Here is a 17,009-nt window from a genome sequence, read left to right as displayed (position 1 = left end):
TGTTAAAATGGAATCAAAGACTGATTCAATAATAGTGGTCAATTCAACTAACGGGCCATTATCTGGAATAACGCATTGTGCAATTTATTGTGTGGAGAGTCAAATTTTAATAGTGATCCTACTTTTTTAGGCATGAAATGTCGGGTAAATAGTATCTAATCTGTATTAAAGTAGGAATTGAAAGGGAGAAAACCATGGATTGGTTAGAAAGAATGAATAATGCATTGGACTACATTGAAAATAGTCTAGATGAAGAAATAGACTACAAAGAGATTGCAAAAGCAGCTAATTGCTCCGAGTTTCATTTTTCAAGAATGTTTTCTTCAATTTCAGGGGTATCGCTTTCAGAATATATTAGAAGAAGGCGATTAACTCTCGCAGCATTTGAGATTCAAAAAAGTGATATTCGAATCATTGATGTGGCAATTAAATACGGTTATGTTTCTTCTGATACTTTTTCACGTGCTTTTCAAAAAATGCATGGAATAAGCCCCTCCAATGCTCGTAATAAAGGGGTACAGTTAAAAGCCTTTCCGAGAATTTCCTTTCAAATTTCTATTAAAGGAGATACCGAGATGGAGTACAGAATTGAAGACCTTGATTTTGAAATAAGAATTGTAGGAAAAAGCAAGCCAGTAAAAACAAGTAGAGCATTTAAAACAATCCCTACACTCTGGAATACTGCAAAAAAAGATGGGTTTATGCAAGAACTAAAGGACATGTCATGGGAAAATCCAAAATGTACGCTTGAAAGCCTTTTGGGGGTTTGTGGAAAGGAAGCTGCCATAACAGATGAAGAGTTTTCCTACTTTATGGGGGTAAGATACGATGGGGTTCCACCTTCAGATATGGAAACGCTTATTATTCCTGCAAGTACATGGGCAGTTTTTCCAAATATAGTAGATGCATGGAAACGTTTATATTCTGAGTGGGTTCCAACATCTGAGTATGAACTTGCAAATTTACCGTGTATCGAATGTTATTATGGTCCGAAGCATAAACCAAGACATGAACTTTGGGTTCCTGTTATCCCTAAGTAAAATGCATATTCCATTATCGGGCGATTGTGGAACAAACAGGATAGCACTTACTAGTTATAAAATAAGTGCTATCCTATTTTCGTTATTTAACATTTGAAGGTCTGTTAACCTCATTCCACAAGTTAATCCGAATACCCAATTATATATAACTTAATCTTTTTTATAAAACTGACACTCATAGCCGTCAGCACTAAGTAACAGACCATTTGCCCAGATTGGTATCCTAGCCATCTGCTCACAGATAGCAGAAAGTGACATTCCCATATCTGCCTCGATGATAATTTCATCGTGCACATGAGCCACAATGGAACAATTCTTTAATGTCTGCATGGCATGACACAAAATATCACGACTGATTGCTTGAACAATATTCTCTACAAATTTGGGACCGTAGCTTTCGATTCTTTCCCATTTCTTCGTTCCACCGACACCTTCATAAGTAACTGACTCACCCCCAAACATATTCTCTCCCATACGAGGTTTCACATAGGCAAGCCGTCTACCAGAGGGGAGGACAATAAAGAGCATTCCACTTTGATAGATAAATTTAATGCCGTGTATCTCTGTAGGAGTTTTTTGCTTAACACAAGTTTTTACTGCACGGTCAACATCCCACCAAAGTTTTGTGATATTGGGATTGGATTGTCTCCAAGCCGTTACAAGGGGCTGAAGTTCCTCTTCTTCAATTCCCATCTCCAAAGCACCCATTGATTTTAATGCTCCAACAGATCCACCATAACCGAGGGCAAGTTCGGCTATTTTTCCTTTCTGACGAAGGTGACCGTTCACACCATGCTTTTCAACAGGTACATTAAACATCTGAGAGGCACTGGCACAGTAGATGTCACCGCCGTTTTGGAATACATCTATTCTCCATTTTTCTCCCGCAAGCCAGGCGATAACGCGAGCTTCAATCGCTGAAAAATCTGCAACTATAAACTTCATGCCCTCCTGTGGTATAAAAGCAGTTCGGATAAGTTCCGACAGTACCTCCGGGATAGAATCATAAAGTAAGGTAAGAGCATCAAAGTTTCCGCTACGAACTAAAGCACGAGCCTGTTCCAAATCAGGCATATGGTTTTGAGGGAGATTTTGTAGTTGAATAAGCCTGCCCGAAAACCTACCAGTTCTGTTTGCTCCATAAAACTGAAACATTCCTCTTGCACGACCATCATTACATACTGCATTCTCCATTGCCGTGTATTTTTTTATCGATGATTTTGCAAGCTGCTGACGAAGTTCCAAAACGGTGCCTAGTGGTTCAGGTGCTGTCTTTAACATCTCAGCAACCGCTTTTTTACCAAGGCTATCTGTTTCCAATCCGTTATCAGCAAGCCAGTCTTTCATTTGTTGTACAGAATTTGGATTCTCCAAATTAGTTATATCTTGCATCGTAGCCATTAGCTTTTCACGAGAATGTTCATCCATCTCTACAGCCTGTTTTACGAAAGTCATGTCAATGGCAATGCCACGATCATTGATTACCTGGTCGAGATGATATTCCTCCCAGATGTTCTCTGGTACTTGAAACTTGGATAATTTCTGTTGTATTGACATCTCGGATTCCACATCGCGAATGTTATATACTTTAAACCGCTCCCATTTATCCATGTCCTGTTCTGGTAAATTACGAACTCGACCACCATTAGATTTTGTAGGGGAGCAAGGTGTACAGAAATATTTGATGAGGTCTTTACCCTCTGTTAGCTTTTGTTTCTCCAAACCTAGAACTGCACCGACTCCCTCCAAAGAAAGAGGTAATCCCATATATGCCGACCATATCATGGAACATTTCCAGGATGCGGGGTTAAGATATTCAGTAAGGTTAAGCCATTTTGATAGACACACACGCTCAAACATTGCATTGAAAGCCCACTTGGTAACAGAATCATCCATAAGTGCGTTTATAATTTCATCGGGGATTTCCTCCCCACTGGCAAGGTCAACCACATGTACTTCACCGCCATCCACCGAATAACCAAATAGTAGAATTTCAAAATCATTACTCTCTGCATAACGGTAAACTCCAGACTTTTGAAGGTTGGCACTACTAAATGTTTCAATATCAATAGAAATAGAATTCATATATTACCGCCCTTTCCAATGCAAACGAGGTGGCAGAAGAACAACCTCCACCACCTCGTCTGTATTTATTCCTTATGCTAGAAAATCATCATCATCAATAGTTGTGAAGTCATCAGCTGCATTGGTCCTTCCACCTAAAGGCTCTCCATCTCTTATCTTCTGAATGTTGCCAAGACCACATGCTACACCCTTATTGCCATTAGAGTTAAAAGCATAGAAATTTAGGGATACTCTTGCATAACAACCGCTGTAAACCTCGTTGCGATCCAAGATAGGTCTAACCGCTTTATCTACTATTTGGGGTGGCGTCTTGCTGTTGGCATTTACAAAATAATGCCCTTTATAAGCCTCATCATCACGTTCTACATCACCATCACGAAGTGGCAGTTTGATAGCCGCCTTATTCGGCTTTTTACCACCAAACTGTGCAATGCCCTCTTCAATGGCTGCATCTACTGCTGCATTGATAGCATTGATGGTTTCCTTATCTGTTTTGGGAATCAATACGGATACGCTGTACTTTTCCGCTCCGCCATTGATGGATACGGGTTCCCAGCCGTGAAAGTAGCTGAGACGGGTGTTGACACTTGTAATAACCTTCGTTCTGTTTTGATTATTCATATTCCAATTCCTCCGTTATTTCGTTAAATTCGTTATTTACGTTTGATATATTCATAGCTGGCCGCTTATCCGAATTTGGAACCAGCGTTGGCTTGCCCGGTGGTTTATGTATGAGGCCACCGAGAATTTGCTCAAATTTCTTTTTACCCATCAGCTTCTGCATTTCCGTAAGGGTAATGAGACTCTGACGATAGATATCCTTATAGCCGTTTGCCTTGGCTACTTCAGCCACAGCCTCTTCGTCCTTATATTTACGGATAGACCTGCCCTCGACTACCTTAAAACCGCGCCACTCTTTCCCGTGATTAACAGCAGCATCCGTGGCATAAGCAATGATTTCATTTGCCCACTTTGTAAGGTCAGACAGTTTAGAAAGAACTTCTTCAATTTCGGAGTCCGGAAGTAGGGGTGGCAGTTTAAACTCCATCTGTGCTAATTTCAGCTTTTCTTCAGCCCTTGCACGGCATTTAACAGCCGCTCGGCAGAAAGTACACCACTCACCGGTCAGATATTCACCTTCACCGTCATAGGCCTTTTTCGCCTTTGGTTTCAGTTCATTTTCTGCCCAGTCCTTTAATTCCTTTACCGGGATTGTCCATGTGCTGACATTTTCCCTGCGGGGTTGGAAGATGGTCATGGAAACCTCCTCGATATCGTACAAGCTATCGTAGATTTCCAAAGCACCAAGGGCATACAATTTCATCTGCGGATTATCTACCGCATCTACCAACACACCCATGCCATACTTAAAATCGATAATGTGAAGCTTTTTGTCACCAATGATGATGCAGTCACCAGTTCCGAACCCCTGGGGTACATAGCAAGAAAAATCAAGACGTTGTTCAATAAGTATTAATGGGTCCGTACAGCTTTGCCTTGCCAGTTCAAGCTGCTCCATTACAAAGTCCACATAAGCATCGCTGTGTTCTTCCATCTCATCCGTGTTATAAGCCGAGTGAAGTGCTTTTTTAAGTTTATGTTCACAGAGGGCATGGGCGGCGGTACCTTCAGCGGCTGCATTGGATTCACTATTTTCAAATTCCAGTTCCAATCTCGCAGACGGAAGGCAATTAAGCCATCTATGGGACCCCGATGCTGAAAGTACTGCGTGATCACCCATTACCTAGTACCTCCGCATCTTTCAACATATCTGCATAATGTTTTGGGTCAACTTCGCTTAATTTAGAGCCACCGTACTTTTTGATGATTTCTCTCACTTGAGAAGTAAGACCGGCTTGACTCTTTTCAGCGAGTTTTGCTCTGACTTCCTCCAGAGTGATCTCCTTTTTCTTTGGCGCAGGTTTTTTTACAGGTGTAGTCGGTTCTTTTGCTTCGACAGGTTCATTGCCCGCCATTGCATCGGCAACCGCTTGTATGCTGTCTGCCAAAGAACGCATATCAGAAACCACATCAAGAAGTAGTTTGATTTTGCTCATGGTTTAATCCTCCCTCCTTAATCTCACTAATGGCGAGTTCCTTTACGGTGTCACCCGGGACAAGGATAGTCAGTTTCTGCTTATCACCAAGTAAGAAACGTAGGAAACGCTCCCTTATAGTGACATTACGACAGGAGACAATCCCGCCAGACTGTGGAGTTTTTGAAACACTGATTTTCAAGTTGTGTTTCATGTTCTTCACCTCTTTCTTGAGAGCGTTTATGTACTGCCCTCTATCTATTAGCCGTGGCAAGAGGGAAAAGTTGAGGATTCTGGAAAAACTTTTTTGAAATTCTTCTTGGCTGTATCTAAACGGTGTGAAATGGCACTTTTACTAACACCCTCACGCTCTGCATACTCAGTCATTGACATGCCATCAAGATATACAGCAATAAAAGGTTCTGAATGTTTTGGCTTGAGAATGGAACGAATAATCTCACAGTAATATTCATAATCTTCCTTTTTAATTCGTGCCACTTCATGGGTATTATCGGGGAGATAGTCCATATGATCCGTTGCATCCTCGGATTCGTCGTCCTTACGGAATGGTTTTTTTGGCATCCCTCTATGTCTGTCAAATTTATGCCAGTTATTGTAGTCAGGCTTGTTAAAACGCTCGTCCATAATCTCTTGTGGTGAACGTCGAGTCACAGTTTCCTTATCTTCGGCACAGGACAGCCTGTCCTCATAGTCCATATCAATCATTACAGTGCAGTCCTCGTCTGGTATCTCCAAATAGGTAGGTTTGTTGTCGTACATAATTCTAATTTTCATTTTGCATCCTTTCCGCCGGACTGCATTGGCGGCAAAGGATACAAAAATAGGTCTGTGCCTCGAAGTACACAGACCCTTTGTCCTGAAAATGAGCGCAACAAGGTAAGGTACTTCTATTGCAACGCATAACAATCCTAAACGGACTGAAACGTTGCAATATGTATCCTTTGCCCTTATTGCAAATCAGGCATTTGATATTTTTTTGTAGACGAGGAATGGTCTAATTCTTGCTAACTACGAAGGACCTTTCCTTCATCTATCATTATTGTAGGTGAGAATTGGACAGCCTTGGCGGACACCTCATGCCCGTTAATTTCAGGCTCAAAATGACGCTTTTCCCAACAAAAACACCTAAAAACAACAATAAAAAAAGCCATACACAAACCCTTAAAAGGATTCATGTATGGCTTACTTAGTTAATAACTAAAAAGCGGACATCCTGTGTCCGCTTTTTCAAAAATATTATTGAATTTTATAATGGCTCTGCGCCATGTTCCTGTAAAAACGTTCTAATCTCATCCATCGATTTTGCATATAGGTGAGTCAATGCAAAGTTATACCAAATATGACTATTGTTATTGAAGTTCAATGAAAATGGTGAGTTGCGAATTATATGACTGCTAATATTTGGCGGTAGATGAAGTCCAAGGCAAATCAATACTATGGAATTAATAGATCCCGGTTCCTCACCATTAACGATTCGTCTTATGGTACGCTCGTTGACCAATATTTTCTCTGCTAATTCTTTATAAGTTACTTTTTTCCACTCACGTACTATTTTGAGAGAGCTGGTATAGCTATTTGGCAATTCATTATAGATTCGCATTTCTTCCGCTATTGTTTCGGCTAGTAATTGGGCCTTCTTTTCTGGAGCCGCATACTCAAAACCATTACAATACTTTATATCAAAATCTATATTTGATGTCTTATCACGGTTGAGGAAACATTCAGTATAGTATCTTTCCCTACACCCAGATTTGACTGATAACTCGAAAACCAAGCAGCACTCTTCCATATGGGTTCGTGCGTAGTCTGTAAGTACCGTTTGTCCGAATATATCCTGTGTTAAATATTTCGGATGATTTAGCACAAAGTGGGAATCCACATATATATAACTTCCATCCCTAACTAAAGCGGACATTTCTGGATTGGTTATGCTTTGGATAGCAGCATCCTCTGCACCTATAGAAAAGGTCTGATTTCTTTCAAGCGCACCCTTCTTAAATCTATGCGGCTTGACGTAGCGACCATCTATATAAGTAAAAGTTCCGATTGCTTCCTCATATCCAGCATCAATCATTCGGATTTTAGCTGCTGCCCGAGATACGCTGAAGAACGTTGCTAAGGCGTCAATAACTGGTTCCATTACATCTATAAGTTCAGATGTTCCCAGTTCTGAACTGAATTGCTTAATAAATTTGAACGCTTGGGTTTTAAACATGGCAAGTGGCATTTGTATCTTTGGAGCGAGGGCATTCGCCTGCCATTCCATCCAGTCAGTTGCATCTCTGGTATTGTCTTTTATACCCCCAACTACCTGACACTTGATTCGTGTGGCACTACTATTATATAACCGCTCCAATTCAAATGCTTTTCTATGTTGGTCCCAATGAACACACTCATGCACAATAGTATTATTGACTGATCCCAGATTACGAAGGAAGTAAGCTTTAGGGTCCACGATTATTGTACGGCCACTCACACGGGTCTGTACCATTTCATCGCTATCTTCATCATAAAACTCTGCATCACAGTCGTGAAAGTATATCTGCCCAAAAACAGTGAAATCCTTTGTAATCTCTCTCATTTCTACTGTAAGACCCATTTTTTCTGCCAACACTTGTGGCTCAACTGCCATTGGGTTTTTTAATGCTTCAGGATAATGTCTTCTAAGGAAGTCTGTGGCAACAGATTCTAGTTGTTCCTTATGAATGATAGGGACAAGGGAGTCTGACATAGGTTTCGGCTGCTTATTTTTGCTAGTATACTCAGTTATACTAGAGATTGAAAAATCATCCAAATTGCAATCTAAATCTCCTGAGCATTCCAGCATAAACCATTGCCGACAATTTTCTGATTCATCATAACGATGATTTGATTCACGGACTTCGAATTCAGCTTCAACAGCAACATCAAATTCTATTTTCATGTCCGGTAAGTCATTAACAGATACGAACTTTACTTCTATATCTGATAACTCAATGCCGCCGATGTTTTGAACTCTGTATAGCCGTAAGTCTAAGCGATCATAGTTTTCTTCGGTGAAATCCTGTATGACAGCAAACATTTTATTATAGAATCTTTCTGCCACATATTCTTTAAATGAACGATTACCTGCCATACTCCCCCACATCCCCTTTATAAATGAAGTAAGCCTATATCCATTTTTTCATTTGCTAAATAGTGCGAGTATATCAATTCTGCGGGCAACTGTCTTATTTGTATATTCTGTAACCCAAGAGCATCTAACATTTCTATATTGACGTATCCCTTATTAATAATGCTATGTTGTTCGGTTGGCATCAAAAAGCAATTTTTAACATCTTGAATTCCATGATCATTAACAAAATTTTTATATGCCAACTGATATAGGTACTGCTTTGTAATATCACCAATTCCAGGTTGTCCCCGTAGTTCTTTTCCATGCTCAAGTTGAATATTATATACGTATCCATAACATAGTATTTTTTCTGATATGCTTCATATAAATCAATTGCCTTACCAGACTGAATTCCTTGGCTTTATTCTTTATGGGAAGCATACATTTAATTTCTTTTCCAATTATCAATAAAGATTTCTACTTTTTGTTTTTCTGATAATTTTCTTGTCATTCCGTAAAAGCCTTTTAGGTATTTCCACTTAAAATTATTCCCGTAGTTCAGTTAATGTAACATTCATTTTCTTTGCAATACACTTTGCTTCTTCTTTATTTATAATCATTATTAGATTTATACTTATATCTCTGCTTAATGCAATTTTATTAGATAAGACTATTCACTATTGTAGTCTGTTAATGACCAAACCATTCATGTTAATGGTGTAGAGCTGACGTTATCATAATTCAACCAGTAAGATTAGTTAATCTTGATGCATTTTAAATTCCATTAAATAAGTTAACGTATGATGTGGTTAGAGGTTTTTTCTGGTTGACCTATTTTTTAAGTACTATTCTTGAAGTAGCCGGGATTAAAGAACTGTTAATTAACAATAAGTTGACCTGTCAAAGGGGTAGAATGTTGAGTAAAGCGCTTTTGTCCTAAAGGTCAGTTCAATAAAGAAAAAAGGTCTCTCTTTTGAGAGAAGAATACGCTTCTGTGTCGAAAGCAAACAACTTTTTCCACAATTTTTATACTTTATTTTTAGTGAACAGCATAAACATTCTATAGAACAAAATCACTTCTATAGGAGGTTTCCATGGATCAAAAGGATCAAAGTCGTCAATTAGACCAAATAAAGCAAATGCAACAAATGTTTAGAGCGAATATGAAAACTCATCCTTATCCCATGTACCCTAACTATGGGAAAATAACACGTTACGAAGAAATTCCGATAAGTTTACCTGAACAGCGCCAGCTACGCCATCCCGGAGTGGAAAAATTTATGGTACCACTTCCAATTATCGAAAACCCGAACTATAAAGGGAGTGGGAAGTTAACAGGAAAAGTAGCACTTATTACAGGGGGTGACAGTGGTATTGGTGCAGCAGTAGCAATTGCGTTTGCTAAAGAAGGAGCAAATGTTGCCATTTCATACTTAGATGAACATGAGGATGCAAATAGAACAAAAACGAGGATTGAACAACTCGGACAACGTTGTTTACTACTACCTGGCGACTTGCGAGACAAACAACAGTGTATCTCCATTGTAGAACAAACAGTAAATACGTTTGGACGTCTCGATATTCTTTGTAACCACGTTGGTATCCAATTCCAACAACTAAGTCTGCTTGACATTACAGATGAACAATTCGATGACACCTTCAAAGTTAATATATACTCTCATTTTTACACAACAAGAGCAGCGCTTCCTTATTTAAAACCAGGCAGTTCAATCATTGGCACTTCTTCAGTGGTGACGTATGTAGGTGAGCAGCAAATGATTGATTATACTGCCACAAAAGGCGCAATAGTTGGTTGGACACGTGCCTTAGCTAAAAATGTCGTAAAACAAGGGATCCGAGTTAATGCCGTCGCCCCCGGCCGAATTTGGACTCCACTTATTTCAGCAAGTTTCTCGTCAGACCAAGTCGCCGTATATGGAGCATTTAATCCAATGGAACGAGTTGCCCATCCATTTGAACTCGCACCAACCTATGTCTATCTTGCTTCTGATGATTCTCGTTTTGTTACTGGTCAAGTTCTTCATGTTGACGGGGGCGAATCCACTCATTCCTAATGGAAGGAGGTTTCCATTTTGAGATATGAATTTAATCCAGAAGTAAAGCTATTGCTAGTAAACCATTCCAATGAAAAAGTAAAGATGGTCTATATGGAAGATTCCTGGCCAATGTCTAAAATCGCACTTAGACCACCATACTATTGCTACCCAAGTTACGAGCTGAATTATCCAATAATCTAAATAATAACAGACAAAAAGACTTCTATACACAGTGTGGAAGTCATTCAATTTTTTCTTAGGGTTCGCAATTATGCTAACCTTCAATTTATCTATTTAGACTAATCAGGAAATAGGATAACGGTTTTAAAACGACTTTTTACAGTCGTCCTCACGATTATTAAACATTTTGATAACCATGACTTGCTTATCCAAGGTCATTTAGTGTGTGGGTCAATATAAGGTGGACCCCTTCGTCAAGACACTGCAAAGAGGTCTCCAATTAATCTAAAACTATGGGGGTGGCAAATTTCTTGCATTAATGACCCTTTAAATCAAGGAGGCAAATTATGATTCTCTCTAAATTTGTAGACGAACTGCCCATTCCACCTATTTTAAAACCTCGATGGAAAGATCAGTTTTATACTTACTACGAAGTAAATATGACTGAATTCAGTCAATCACTTCATAGTCAGTTAAATAACTCAACTGTTTGGGGGTACGAAAATGGATATCCAGGACCTACAATTGAAGTCGAAAGTGGAGAAAAAGTGTTTATTAAATGGATTAACAATCTTCCTGATAAGCATCTTTTTCCAATCGATTATACGGTTCATGGTGCCCATCGGGACGTGCCTGATGTAAGAACAGTCGTACACGTACACGGTGCTTGTGTTGAATGGGAAAGCGATGGCTACCCAGAGGCTTGGTTTACAAAGGGATTCAAACAAGTGGGGCCTTATTTTAGAAAGCAAATATATCGATATGATAATTGTAATCATGCCTGCACTTTATGGTATCATGACCATACGATTGGTATTACGAGGCTAAATATTTATGCAGGTTTGGCAGGATTTTATCTTATCAGAGATCATCGGGAACGTTCATTGAATTTACCGAGTGGGAAATATGAGGTTCCTCTTATGATACAAGACAAGACATTTAATAAGGATGGTTCTCTTTACTACCCGAAGCAACCAGAAAAACCGATTCCTGAATTAGAAACGTCTATTATTCCTGAATTTATTGGGGATACGATTCTAGTAAATGGTAAAGTATGGCCTTATTTAGAAGTGGAACCACGTAAATACCGCTTTAGGCTTTTAAACGCATCCAACACTCGTTTCTATAGGATTAAGCTTAATTCGGGACAACTTATGTATCAAATTGCGACTGATGGAGGGTTACTGGAATATCCAGTTGGTATCAGGGAAATCATGTTAGCCCCTGCAGAAAGGGCAGATGTGATCATTGATTTTACCAATTTAGAAGGGAAGAATATTATCATGACAAATGATGCCCCCGCTCCTTTTCCAGGGGGTGACCAACCGGATCCATTAACGGTTGGTCAAGTGATGCAATTTAGAGTAACTCTTCCTTTATCAAGTGTTGACACTAGTACAATTCCGGCTTATATGGTACCTGTTCCAAAAATAAAGGAACAGTCAGTTACGAGGATAAGATACCTAACATTAAATGATAATATGGATCAGTACGGTCGTGAATGGATGCTATTGGACAATAAACCATGGGAGGCACCAATATCAGAAAACCCAAAATTAGGGACAACCGAAATATGGTACCTCATCAACGTAACTGATGATTCACACCCAATTCATCTTCACTTAATTGATTTTCAAATACTTGACCGAAGAAATTTCGATGTTGATAAGTTTAACAAGGAGAAAGTTATCGAATATACAGGTCCGGCAATGCCACCGGAACCACAAGAACGAGGATGGAAAGATACCGTTCGAGCTAATCCGAAGCAAGTTACTCGAATAATCATGGAGTTCGGACCATTTACCGGGTTATATATATGGCACTGTCATATTTTGGAGCACGAGGATTATGAGATGATGAGACCATATATTGTTATCCGATAATAAGCAGTAACCTGTCAAAATTAACTTGAATCACCGGGACGTTTCTTAATGTATCCAATATGTTTCCTCCAAGAATAAAAATAAGGGCTTCCTGACATGAACATTCTCGACAAAATTCCCGAGAGAAGGCTGCAATGTCAGAAAACCCTTTATTTCTCAGTGCTTTGAATAGTCCTATTTCTCCACCCTTGACATCAAGACAACACACTCCACATGCGCAGTATGCGGGAACATATCAACTGGTTGTACTTCCTGTGTTTTATAACCGCCATCTTCAAGAATGCGTAAATCACGAGCCAATGTGGATGGGTTACATGATACATATACAATACGTTTTGGACGTTGTTCTAAAATGGTACTTAGTAGAGCTTCATCGCAACCTTTTCTTGGAGGGTCTACCATTAAGACATCTGCTGTTTTACCTTCTTTATACCAACGTGGAATCACTTCTTCTGCTGGACCTGCCTCAAAGTAAGTGTTGTCTAAGCCGTTAAGTTTGGCATTACGTTTGGCATCTTTAATTGCTTGTGGAACGATTTCTACACCCATGACGTATTTTGCTTTTTTCGCCATAAATAATGAGATAGTACCAATCCCACAATAAGCATCGATAACCGTTTCTTTCCCTGTTAACTGAGCATAATCAAGCGCCTGTTTGTACAATACTTCTGTTTGAATAGGATTGACTTGATAGAATGATCGTGCAGAAATTTCAAATCGTACATCGCCGATATGATCTTCAATTGTATCTTGTCCCCAAAGGTTAATGGTTTCATTGCCAAAGATAACGTTTGTAGTTTCTGAGTTAATATTTTGCATGATGGATTGAACATTTGGTACTAGCTTACGTATAAGTGCAATCGCTTCATTCGCTTGTGGGAATTTACGCTTTTTCGTAACAAGTACGACCATCACTTCATCTGTCGCAAATGCCTTACGAACAACTACATGACGAAGCATCCCTTGTTTTGTCTCTTCGTTATATGGTTTGATACCAAGTTTCCAAAGTTGTGGTTTTAGTCCTTCTAAAATAGCATCTGCTTCAGGAGTTTGAATCAGGCAACGATCCGTATCAACAATCGCATGAGATTTTGTTTTATAAAATCCTGCAATTGGTACATCTCCATTTGACCCAAATGGAATTTGAGCTTTGTTACGGTAATTCAATGGATTGTCCATCCCTTTCACCGGATGAACAGGTACATCGATTTTCCCTATTCTCGTCATCACATTACGGACCATCTTTTCTTTCCATTTCAATTGTCCTTCGTATGAAAGGTGTTGTAATTGGCAACCTCCACATTGCGCATAGACACCGCATTCTGGTTCAACTCGATCAGGTGAAGGCACTTCAATCTTCACAATTTTGGCGAAACCATAATTTTTTAATGTTTTTAAGACATGAACTTCTGCCTGCTCGTCAGGAAGTCCCCCTTGTATAAAGAGCGGATATCCGTCTACTTTTGCGACACCCGCGCCGTCATGTGTTAAATCTTCTATATAAACCGATAATCGATCATTTTTCTTTACTGGTGCTGTCATTCGTGCATCCTCCGTTTCAGTCCTTCTATTGTATCATGACCTACGCAAAGAAAAAATCCAAGAGACATTAATTGCCCTTGGATTTTGGTTAAATGATTTATCTCCCACTACAGCAGTAGTAATAGCACGATTAGTTCAACTAACCTTCAGTGAAAGTTCTCTTTATTCGTCCCTAGTAACTGCCCCATCTTTGAAAGCAACGTAAAAGCCAATGACAATTGCGACAATAACAACGATAAAAGGTGCATAGAAAATTATAAAGTTTCCCATTTGGCTTTTCCTCCTTTAAGCATGATGGTCTTCTTTCCCTCGAACATAATCTTTATCAAACAGAAACAGTTTAAATACTAAATATAGAGATGGTATTAACAATAATAATCCCAACACAAATGCAATTACCAAAGAGATAGCCATCGTTTCATTTGTAAATGAATCATAAATCGTTAGGTGCGGATACAAAAGGTATGGATAATGTGAAATGCCATAACCGAAGAATGCAAATGCAAATTGACCGATTAACAGCCATACTGCAACACCATAATGACGTCTCATCAAAAGAATAATAATGGTAATAACGAACATTACAGCTGAGATTCCAAATAAGTACCAAAAGTCAATCATTCTGTCGAAATGAATGACATTATGTTTCCGCAGCTCTACCATAATCCCGATAACAGAAATGGCTAATGGTATTGACCAAATAAGTGCATACTTTCGTAATAAGTTGGTTGCTTCTCGATCTCCTGCCTTATTTGCATACCATGTAAGAAACGTTGCTGAAATATAAAGAACTGCTGCCAACGCTAACAAAACGATACTCCATGTAAGAGAACTAGTGAATAATGCAGCATAATCGAGCACTGGATTATCGTCAATAATAGTGATAAATCCACCTTCAGAAATTGCTAATACAACGGACAATGCCGCTGGTATTAATAAACCTGCCAAACCGTACATAAATGAATATCCTTTATGTCCCCTTGATCCATACGATTCAAATGCATAGTAACTTCCCCGAATCGCAAGTAAACCAAGTGCGATACTGACTGGAACCAATAAAGTCGTACCATAGAAATAAGCAGTTCTCGGGAAGAATCCTACAATACCTACAAAGAAAAAGACTAAAAACACATTAGTAATTTCCCAAACAGGTGATAAATAACGCTGGATAATAACTGTTAAAATACGTTTTTTTCCAACTAACAAGCTATATGCGTTAAAAAACCCTGCTCCAAAATCTATGGAAGCAATTATCAAATAGCCAAATAAAAACAACCATAATACAGAAACGCCTAGCACTTCTAAACTCATGAAATACCACCGCCCTTTTCAGCATGACGATCAGCGATTTCTCGTTCAATTGGATTTCTTTTGAACATTCGCCGAAGTACTACAACACTACCGATTCCTAGTATTAAGTAAATCAAACAGAATAGAAGTAACATTAAATCTACGTGCTGACTTGATGTTGCTGCCTCTGCTACCTTCATATAGCGAACTAAAATCCATGGCTGACGTCCAACTTCAGCTAACCACCAGCCTGCTTCTATCGCAATCATGGATAATGGCCCACCAGCAACAATCACCCACCTGAACCACTTGCTGTGTATAAATCGCCATCTTCGCAACTTTCCAATAACATAAATAGCCGATACACCAACCATAAAGAAGCCAATTGTGACCATTAAGTCAAATAAGAAATGAATATATAGTGGTGGGGTTTCATCCTCAGGGAATTCGTTTAATCCAGTTACTTCTGCAAACGGATTATTATGCGCTAAAAGACTCAATGCATATGGAATACGAATCGCATATTTAACATCTTCACCATCTCGGATACCGAAGACTAAAAGGGATGCGCCCTTTTCCGTTTCAAAATGCCACTCTGCAGCCGCTAATTTCTCTGGTTGATACGCTACTAAATACTTTGCAGAAAAATCACCAACAACTGCTGTACCGATTGAAAATACTAACCCAAGTTTCATAAATAAGTACAAAGACTTTTTATAATATATATGTTTAGAGCCTTTTAACATTCTAAAAGCAGCAATGGCAGCTAGTACAAATGCCGATGTCATATAAGCCGTTAATAAAACATGCCCAACCTTTGTAGGCATTGCTGGGTTAAACATTGCAACAATCGGTTGAATATTGACGATCTGTCCATCAACTACTTCAAATCCTCGTGGCGCATTCATAAACGCATTCACCATTGTGATAAAAACAGCAGACATGGAAGCACCGACCGCAACAGGGATTAACAATAAAAAATGTTTCTTTTGGTTTTCAAAGCGATCCCATGTATATAAGTAAATCCCTAAAAAGATAGCTTCAAAAAAGAATGCAAATGTTTCCATAAACAGTGGCAATGCAATAACATTACCCGCAAGCTGCATAAAGTTTGGCCATAGAAGGGAAAGTTGCAAACCAATTGCTGTACCAGTTACTACGCCAACTGCTACAGTGATTACAAATCCTCTAGCTATTCGTCTAGCGAGTAAAATATAATGCTCATCATTCTTTTTTATACCGATCCATTGAGCAATCATTATCATAAGCGGAACACCAACACCAATGGTTGCGTAAATAATATGAAATGTTAGCGTCAATTCTGTTAATAGTCGGCTAAAAAATACCGCATTATCATTAACCATTTTTCAAACCTCCTTAATGTCCAATAACTCTTCCTAAAATGGATATCAACATGATGATTGCAACTATAAAACTAGTCCAAATCAACACTCTTTCTTGCTTTTTATACACACCATTCTCTCCTTTGTTAATTCACATAGTACATAGTCAGTTCATCTCCTATTTCGAAAAAATAAAAAACTACCTTTTTGTTCCATGACTAAATTACACTTCAAATGTTTAAACAAAAATAACCTTAACGTGGTAGTATTCTTACTTATTTTTATATAGAATGCCGTAGCAAAATTACACATAGTAGTAATATGTGCAATGCTTTGATAGATAATGCATATAATTGTTAAATACATAATCATTTCATCTATGATGGTATAAAAAAATACTTCATAAAAAAGGCTCTTTGTAAATAGTTGGGGTGGGGA

The 17,009-nt window shown here is 38.8% G+C and carries 15 protein-coding genes; 4 read left to right on the top strand and 11 right to left on the bottom strand.

Annotated features, from left to right (window positions below; genetic code table 11):
* Window positions 1-194 precede the first annotated feature (194 nt).
* Window positions 195-1,040, top strand: coding sequence for an AraC family transcriptional regulator (locus CW357_RS14085; protein WP_061129972.1), 846 nt, complete (start codon window positions 195-197; stop codon window positions 1,038-1,040).
* Between the two features lie 150 nt (window positions 1,041-1,190).
* Here CW357_RS14085 and CW357_RS14080 read toward each other — a convergent pair whose 3' ends face one another.
* The 7 genes from CW357_RS14080 to CW357_RS14045 all read right to left on the bottom strand — a co-directional run bounded on the left by CW357_RS14080 (window position 1,191) and on the right by CW357_RS14045 (window position 8,614).
* Window positions 1,191-3,125 carry a DNA polymerase gene (locus CW357_RS14080; RefSeq protein ID WP_124218376.1) on the bottom strand — a complete coding sequence of 645 codons (1,935 nt, stop codon included), beginning with the start codon at window positions 3,123-3,125 and terminating at the stop codon, window positions 1,191-1,193.
* A 72-nt stretch (window positions 3,126-3,197) separates the two neighbouring features.
* A complete protein-coding gene (locus CW357_RS14075; RefSeq protein WP_061129970.1) occupies window positions 3,198-3,746 on the bottom strand; it encodes a DUF2815 family protein in 549 nt (182 codons plus the stop codon).
* Complete coding sequence (locus CW357_RS14070; protein WP_124218375.1) at window positions 3,739-4,866, bottom strand: DUF2800 domain-containing protein; 1,128 nt, start codon at window positions 4,864-4,866, stop codon at window positions 3,739-3,741. The genes CW357_RS14075 and CW357_RS14070 overlap by 8 nt, the downstream gene beginning before the upstream one ends.
* Window positions 4,859-5,182 carry a hypothetical protein gene (locus CW357_RS14065; RefSeq protein ID WP_061129968.1) on the bottom strand — a complete coding sequence of 108 codons (324 nt, stop codon included), beginning with the start codon at window positions 5,180-5,182 and terminating at the stop codon, window positions 4,859-4,861. Before CW357_RS14065 ends, CW357_RS14070 begins: the two co-directional genes overlap by 8 nt.
* Before the next feature lie 240 nt (window positions 5,183-5,422).
* On the bottom strand, window positions 5,423-5,956 hold the full coding sequence (locus CW357_RS14055; RefSeq protein WP_241155108.1) for a hypothetical protein: 534 nt from the start codon (window positions 5,954-5,956) through the stop codon (window positions 5,423-5,425).
* Between the two features lie 472 nt (window positions 5,957-6,428).
* The gene (locus CW357_RS14050) at window positions 6,429-8,297 is read right to left on the bottom strand and encodes a helix-turn-helix domain-containing protein (protein ID WP_124218372.1); all 1,869 of its coding nucleotides are present in this window, start codon (window positions 8,295-8,297) and stop codon (window positions 6,429-6,431) included.
* A gap of 17 nt (window positions 8,298-8,314) precedes the next feature.
* Window positions 8,315-8,614 carry an LlaJI family restriction endonuclease gene (locus CW357_RS14045; RefSeq protein ID WP_371684244.1) on the bottom strand — a complete coding sequence of 100 codons (300 nt, stop codon included), beginning with the start codon at window positions 8,612-8,614 and terminating at the stop codon, window positions 8,315-8,317.
* A gap of 756 nt (window positions 8,615-9,370) precedes the next feature.
* Here CW357_RS14045 and CW357_RS14040 point away from each other — a divergent pair.
* The 3 genes from CW357_RS14040 (at window position 9,371) to CW357_RS14035 (ending at window position 12,396) form a co-directional block, all read left to right on the top strand.
* Complete coding sequence (locus CW357_RS14040) at window positions 9,371-10,351, top strand: SDR family oxidoreductase (RefSeq protein ID WP_040036596.1); 981 nt, start codon at window positions 9,371-9,373, stop codon at window positions 10,349-10,351.
* Window positions 10,352-10,369: 18 nt separating this feature from the next.
* Window positions 10,370-10,534 (top strand): hypothetical protein, encoded by a 165-nt coding sequence (locus tag CW357_RS18310; protein ID WP_164489612.1) that lies wholly within the window; start codon window positions 10,370-10,372, stop codon window positions 10,532-10,534.
* A 326-nt stretch (window positions 10,535-10,860) separates the two neighbouring features.
* Window positions 10,861-12,396, top strand: coding sequence for a multicopper oxidase family protein (locus tag CW357_RS14035; RefSeq protein ID WP_040036597.1), 1,536 nt, complete (start codon window positions 10,861-10,863; stop codon window positions 12,394-12,396).
* 174 nt (window positions 12,397-12,570) lie between these two features.
* Here the strand turns inward: CW357_RS14035 and rlmD are convergent, their stop codons facing one another.
* The 4 genes from rlmD to CW357_RS14020 form a co-directional block, all read right to left on the bottom strand.
* Complete coding sequence (rlmD, locus tag CW357_RS14030; protein ID WP_124218371.1) at window positions 12,571-13,938, bottom strand: 23S rRNA (uracil(1939)-C(5))-methyltransferase RlmD; 1,368 nt, start codon at window positions 13,936-13,938, stop codon at window positions 12,571-12,573.
* A gap of 162 nt (window positions 13,939-14,100) precedes the next feature.
* Entirely contained in the window at window positions 14,101-14,208 is a 108-nt protein-coding gene (locus tag CW357_RS18910) for a cytochrome bd oxidase small subunit CydS family protein (protein ID WP_371684234.1), read from the bottom strand.
* 15 nt (window positions 14,209-14,223) lie between these two features.
* Entirely contained in the window at window positions 14,224-15,249 is a 1,026-nt protein-coding gene (locus tag CW357_RS14025; protein WP_119414406.1) for a cytochrome d ubiquinol oxidase subunit II, read from the bottom strand.
* Complete coding sequence (locus tag CW357_RS14020; protein ID WP_119414405.1) at window positions 15,246-16,592, bottom strand: cytochrome ubiquinol oxidase subunit I; 1,347 nt, start codon at window positions 16,590-16,592, stop codon at window positions 15,246-15,248. The genes CW357_RS14025 and CW357_RS14020 overlap by 4 nt, the downstream gene beginning before the upstream one ends.
* Window positions 16,593-17,009: the final 417 nt, after the last annotated feature.

Source organism: Rummeliibacillus sp. TYF005 (assembly GCF_003844195.1).
Taxonomy (GTDB): domain Bacteria; phylum Bacillota; class Bacilli; order Bacillales_A; family Planococcaceae; genus Rummeliibacillus.
The sequence above is the reverse complement of the archived record's forward strand: the minus strand, read 5'-3'. Positions and strand labels throughout refer to the sequence as shown.

Excerpts from the sequence above, each read along its gene's own strand:
- CW357_RS14085 (WP_061129972.1), top strand. The coding sequence starts at position 195 with ATGGATTGGTTAGAAAGAATGAATAATGCATTGGACTACATTGAAAAT.
- CW357_RS14080 (WP_124218376.1), bottom strand. The coding sequence starts at position 3,125 with ATGAATTCTATTTCTATTGATATTGAAACATTTAGTAGTGCCAACCTT.
- CW357_RS14075 (WP_061129970.1), bottom strand. The coding sequence starts at position 3,746 with ATGAATAATCAAAACAGAACGAAGGTTATTACAAGTGTCAACACCCGT.
- CW357_RS14070 (WP_124218375.1), bottom strand. The coding sequence starts at position 4,866 with ATGGGTGATCACGCAGTACTTTCAGCATCGGGGTCCCATAGATGGCTT.
- CW357_RS14065 (WP_061129968.1), bottom strand. The coding sequence starts at position 5,182 with ATGAGCAAAATCAAACTACTTCTTGATGTGGTTTCTGATATGCGTTCT.
- CW357_RS14055 (WP_241155108.1), bottom strand. The coding sequence starts at position 5,956 with ATGAAAATTAGAATTATGTACGACAACAAACCTACCTATTTGGAGATA.
- CW357_RS14050 (WP_124218372.1), bottom strand. The coding sequence starts at position 8,297 with ATGGCAGGTAATCGTTCATTTAAAGAATATGTGGCAGAAAGATTCTAT.
- CW357_RS14040 (WP_040036596.1), top strand. The coding sequence starts at position 9,371 with ATGGATCAAAAGGATCAAAGTCGTCAATTAGACCAAATAAAGCAAATG.
- CW357_RS14035 (WP_040036597.1), top strand. The coding sequence starts at position 10,861 with ATGATTCTCTCTAAATTTGTAGACGAACTGCCCATTCCACCTATTTTA.
- rlmD (WP_124218371.1), bottom strand. The coding sequence starts at position 13,938 with ATGACAGCACCAGTAAAGAAAAATGATCGATTATCGGTTTATATAGAA.
- CW357_RS18910 (WP_371684234.1), bottom strand. The coding sequence starts at position 14,208 with ATGGGAAACTTTATAATTTTCTATGCACCTTTTATCGTTGTTATTGTC.
- CW357_RS14025 (WP_119414406.1), bottom strand. The coding sequence starts at position 15,249 with ATGAGTTTAGAAGTGCTAGGCGTTTCTGTATTATGGTTGTTTTTATTT.
- CW357_RS14020 (WP_119414405.1), bottom strand. The coding sequence starts at position 16,592 with ATGGTTAATGATAATGCGGTATTTTTTAGCCGACTATTAACAGAATTG.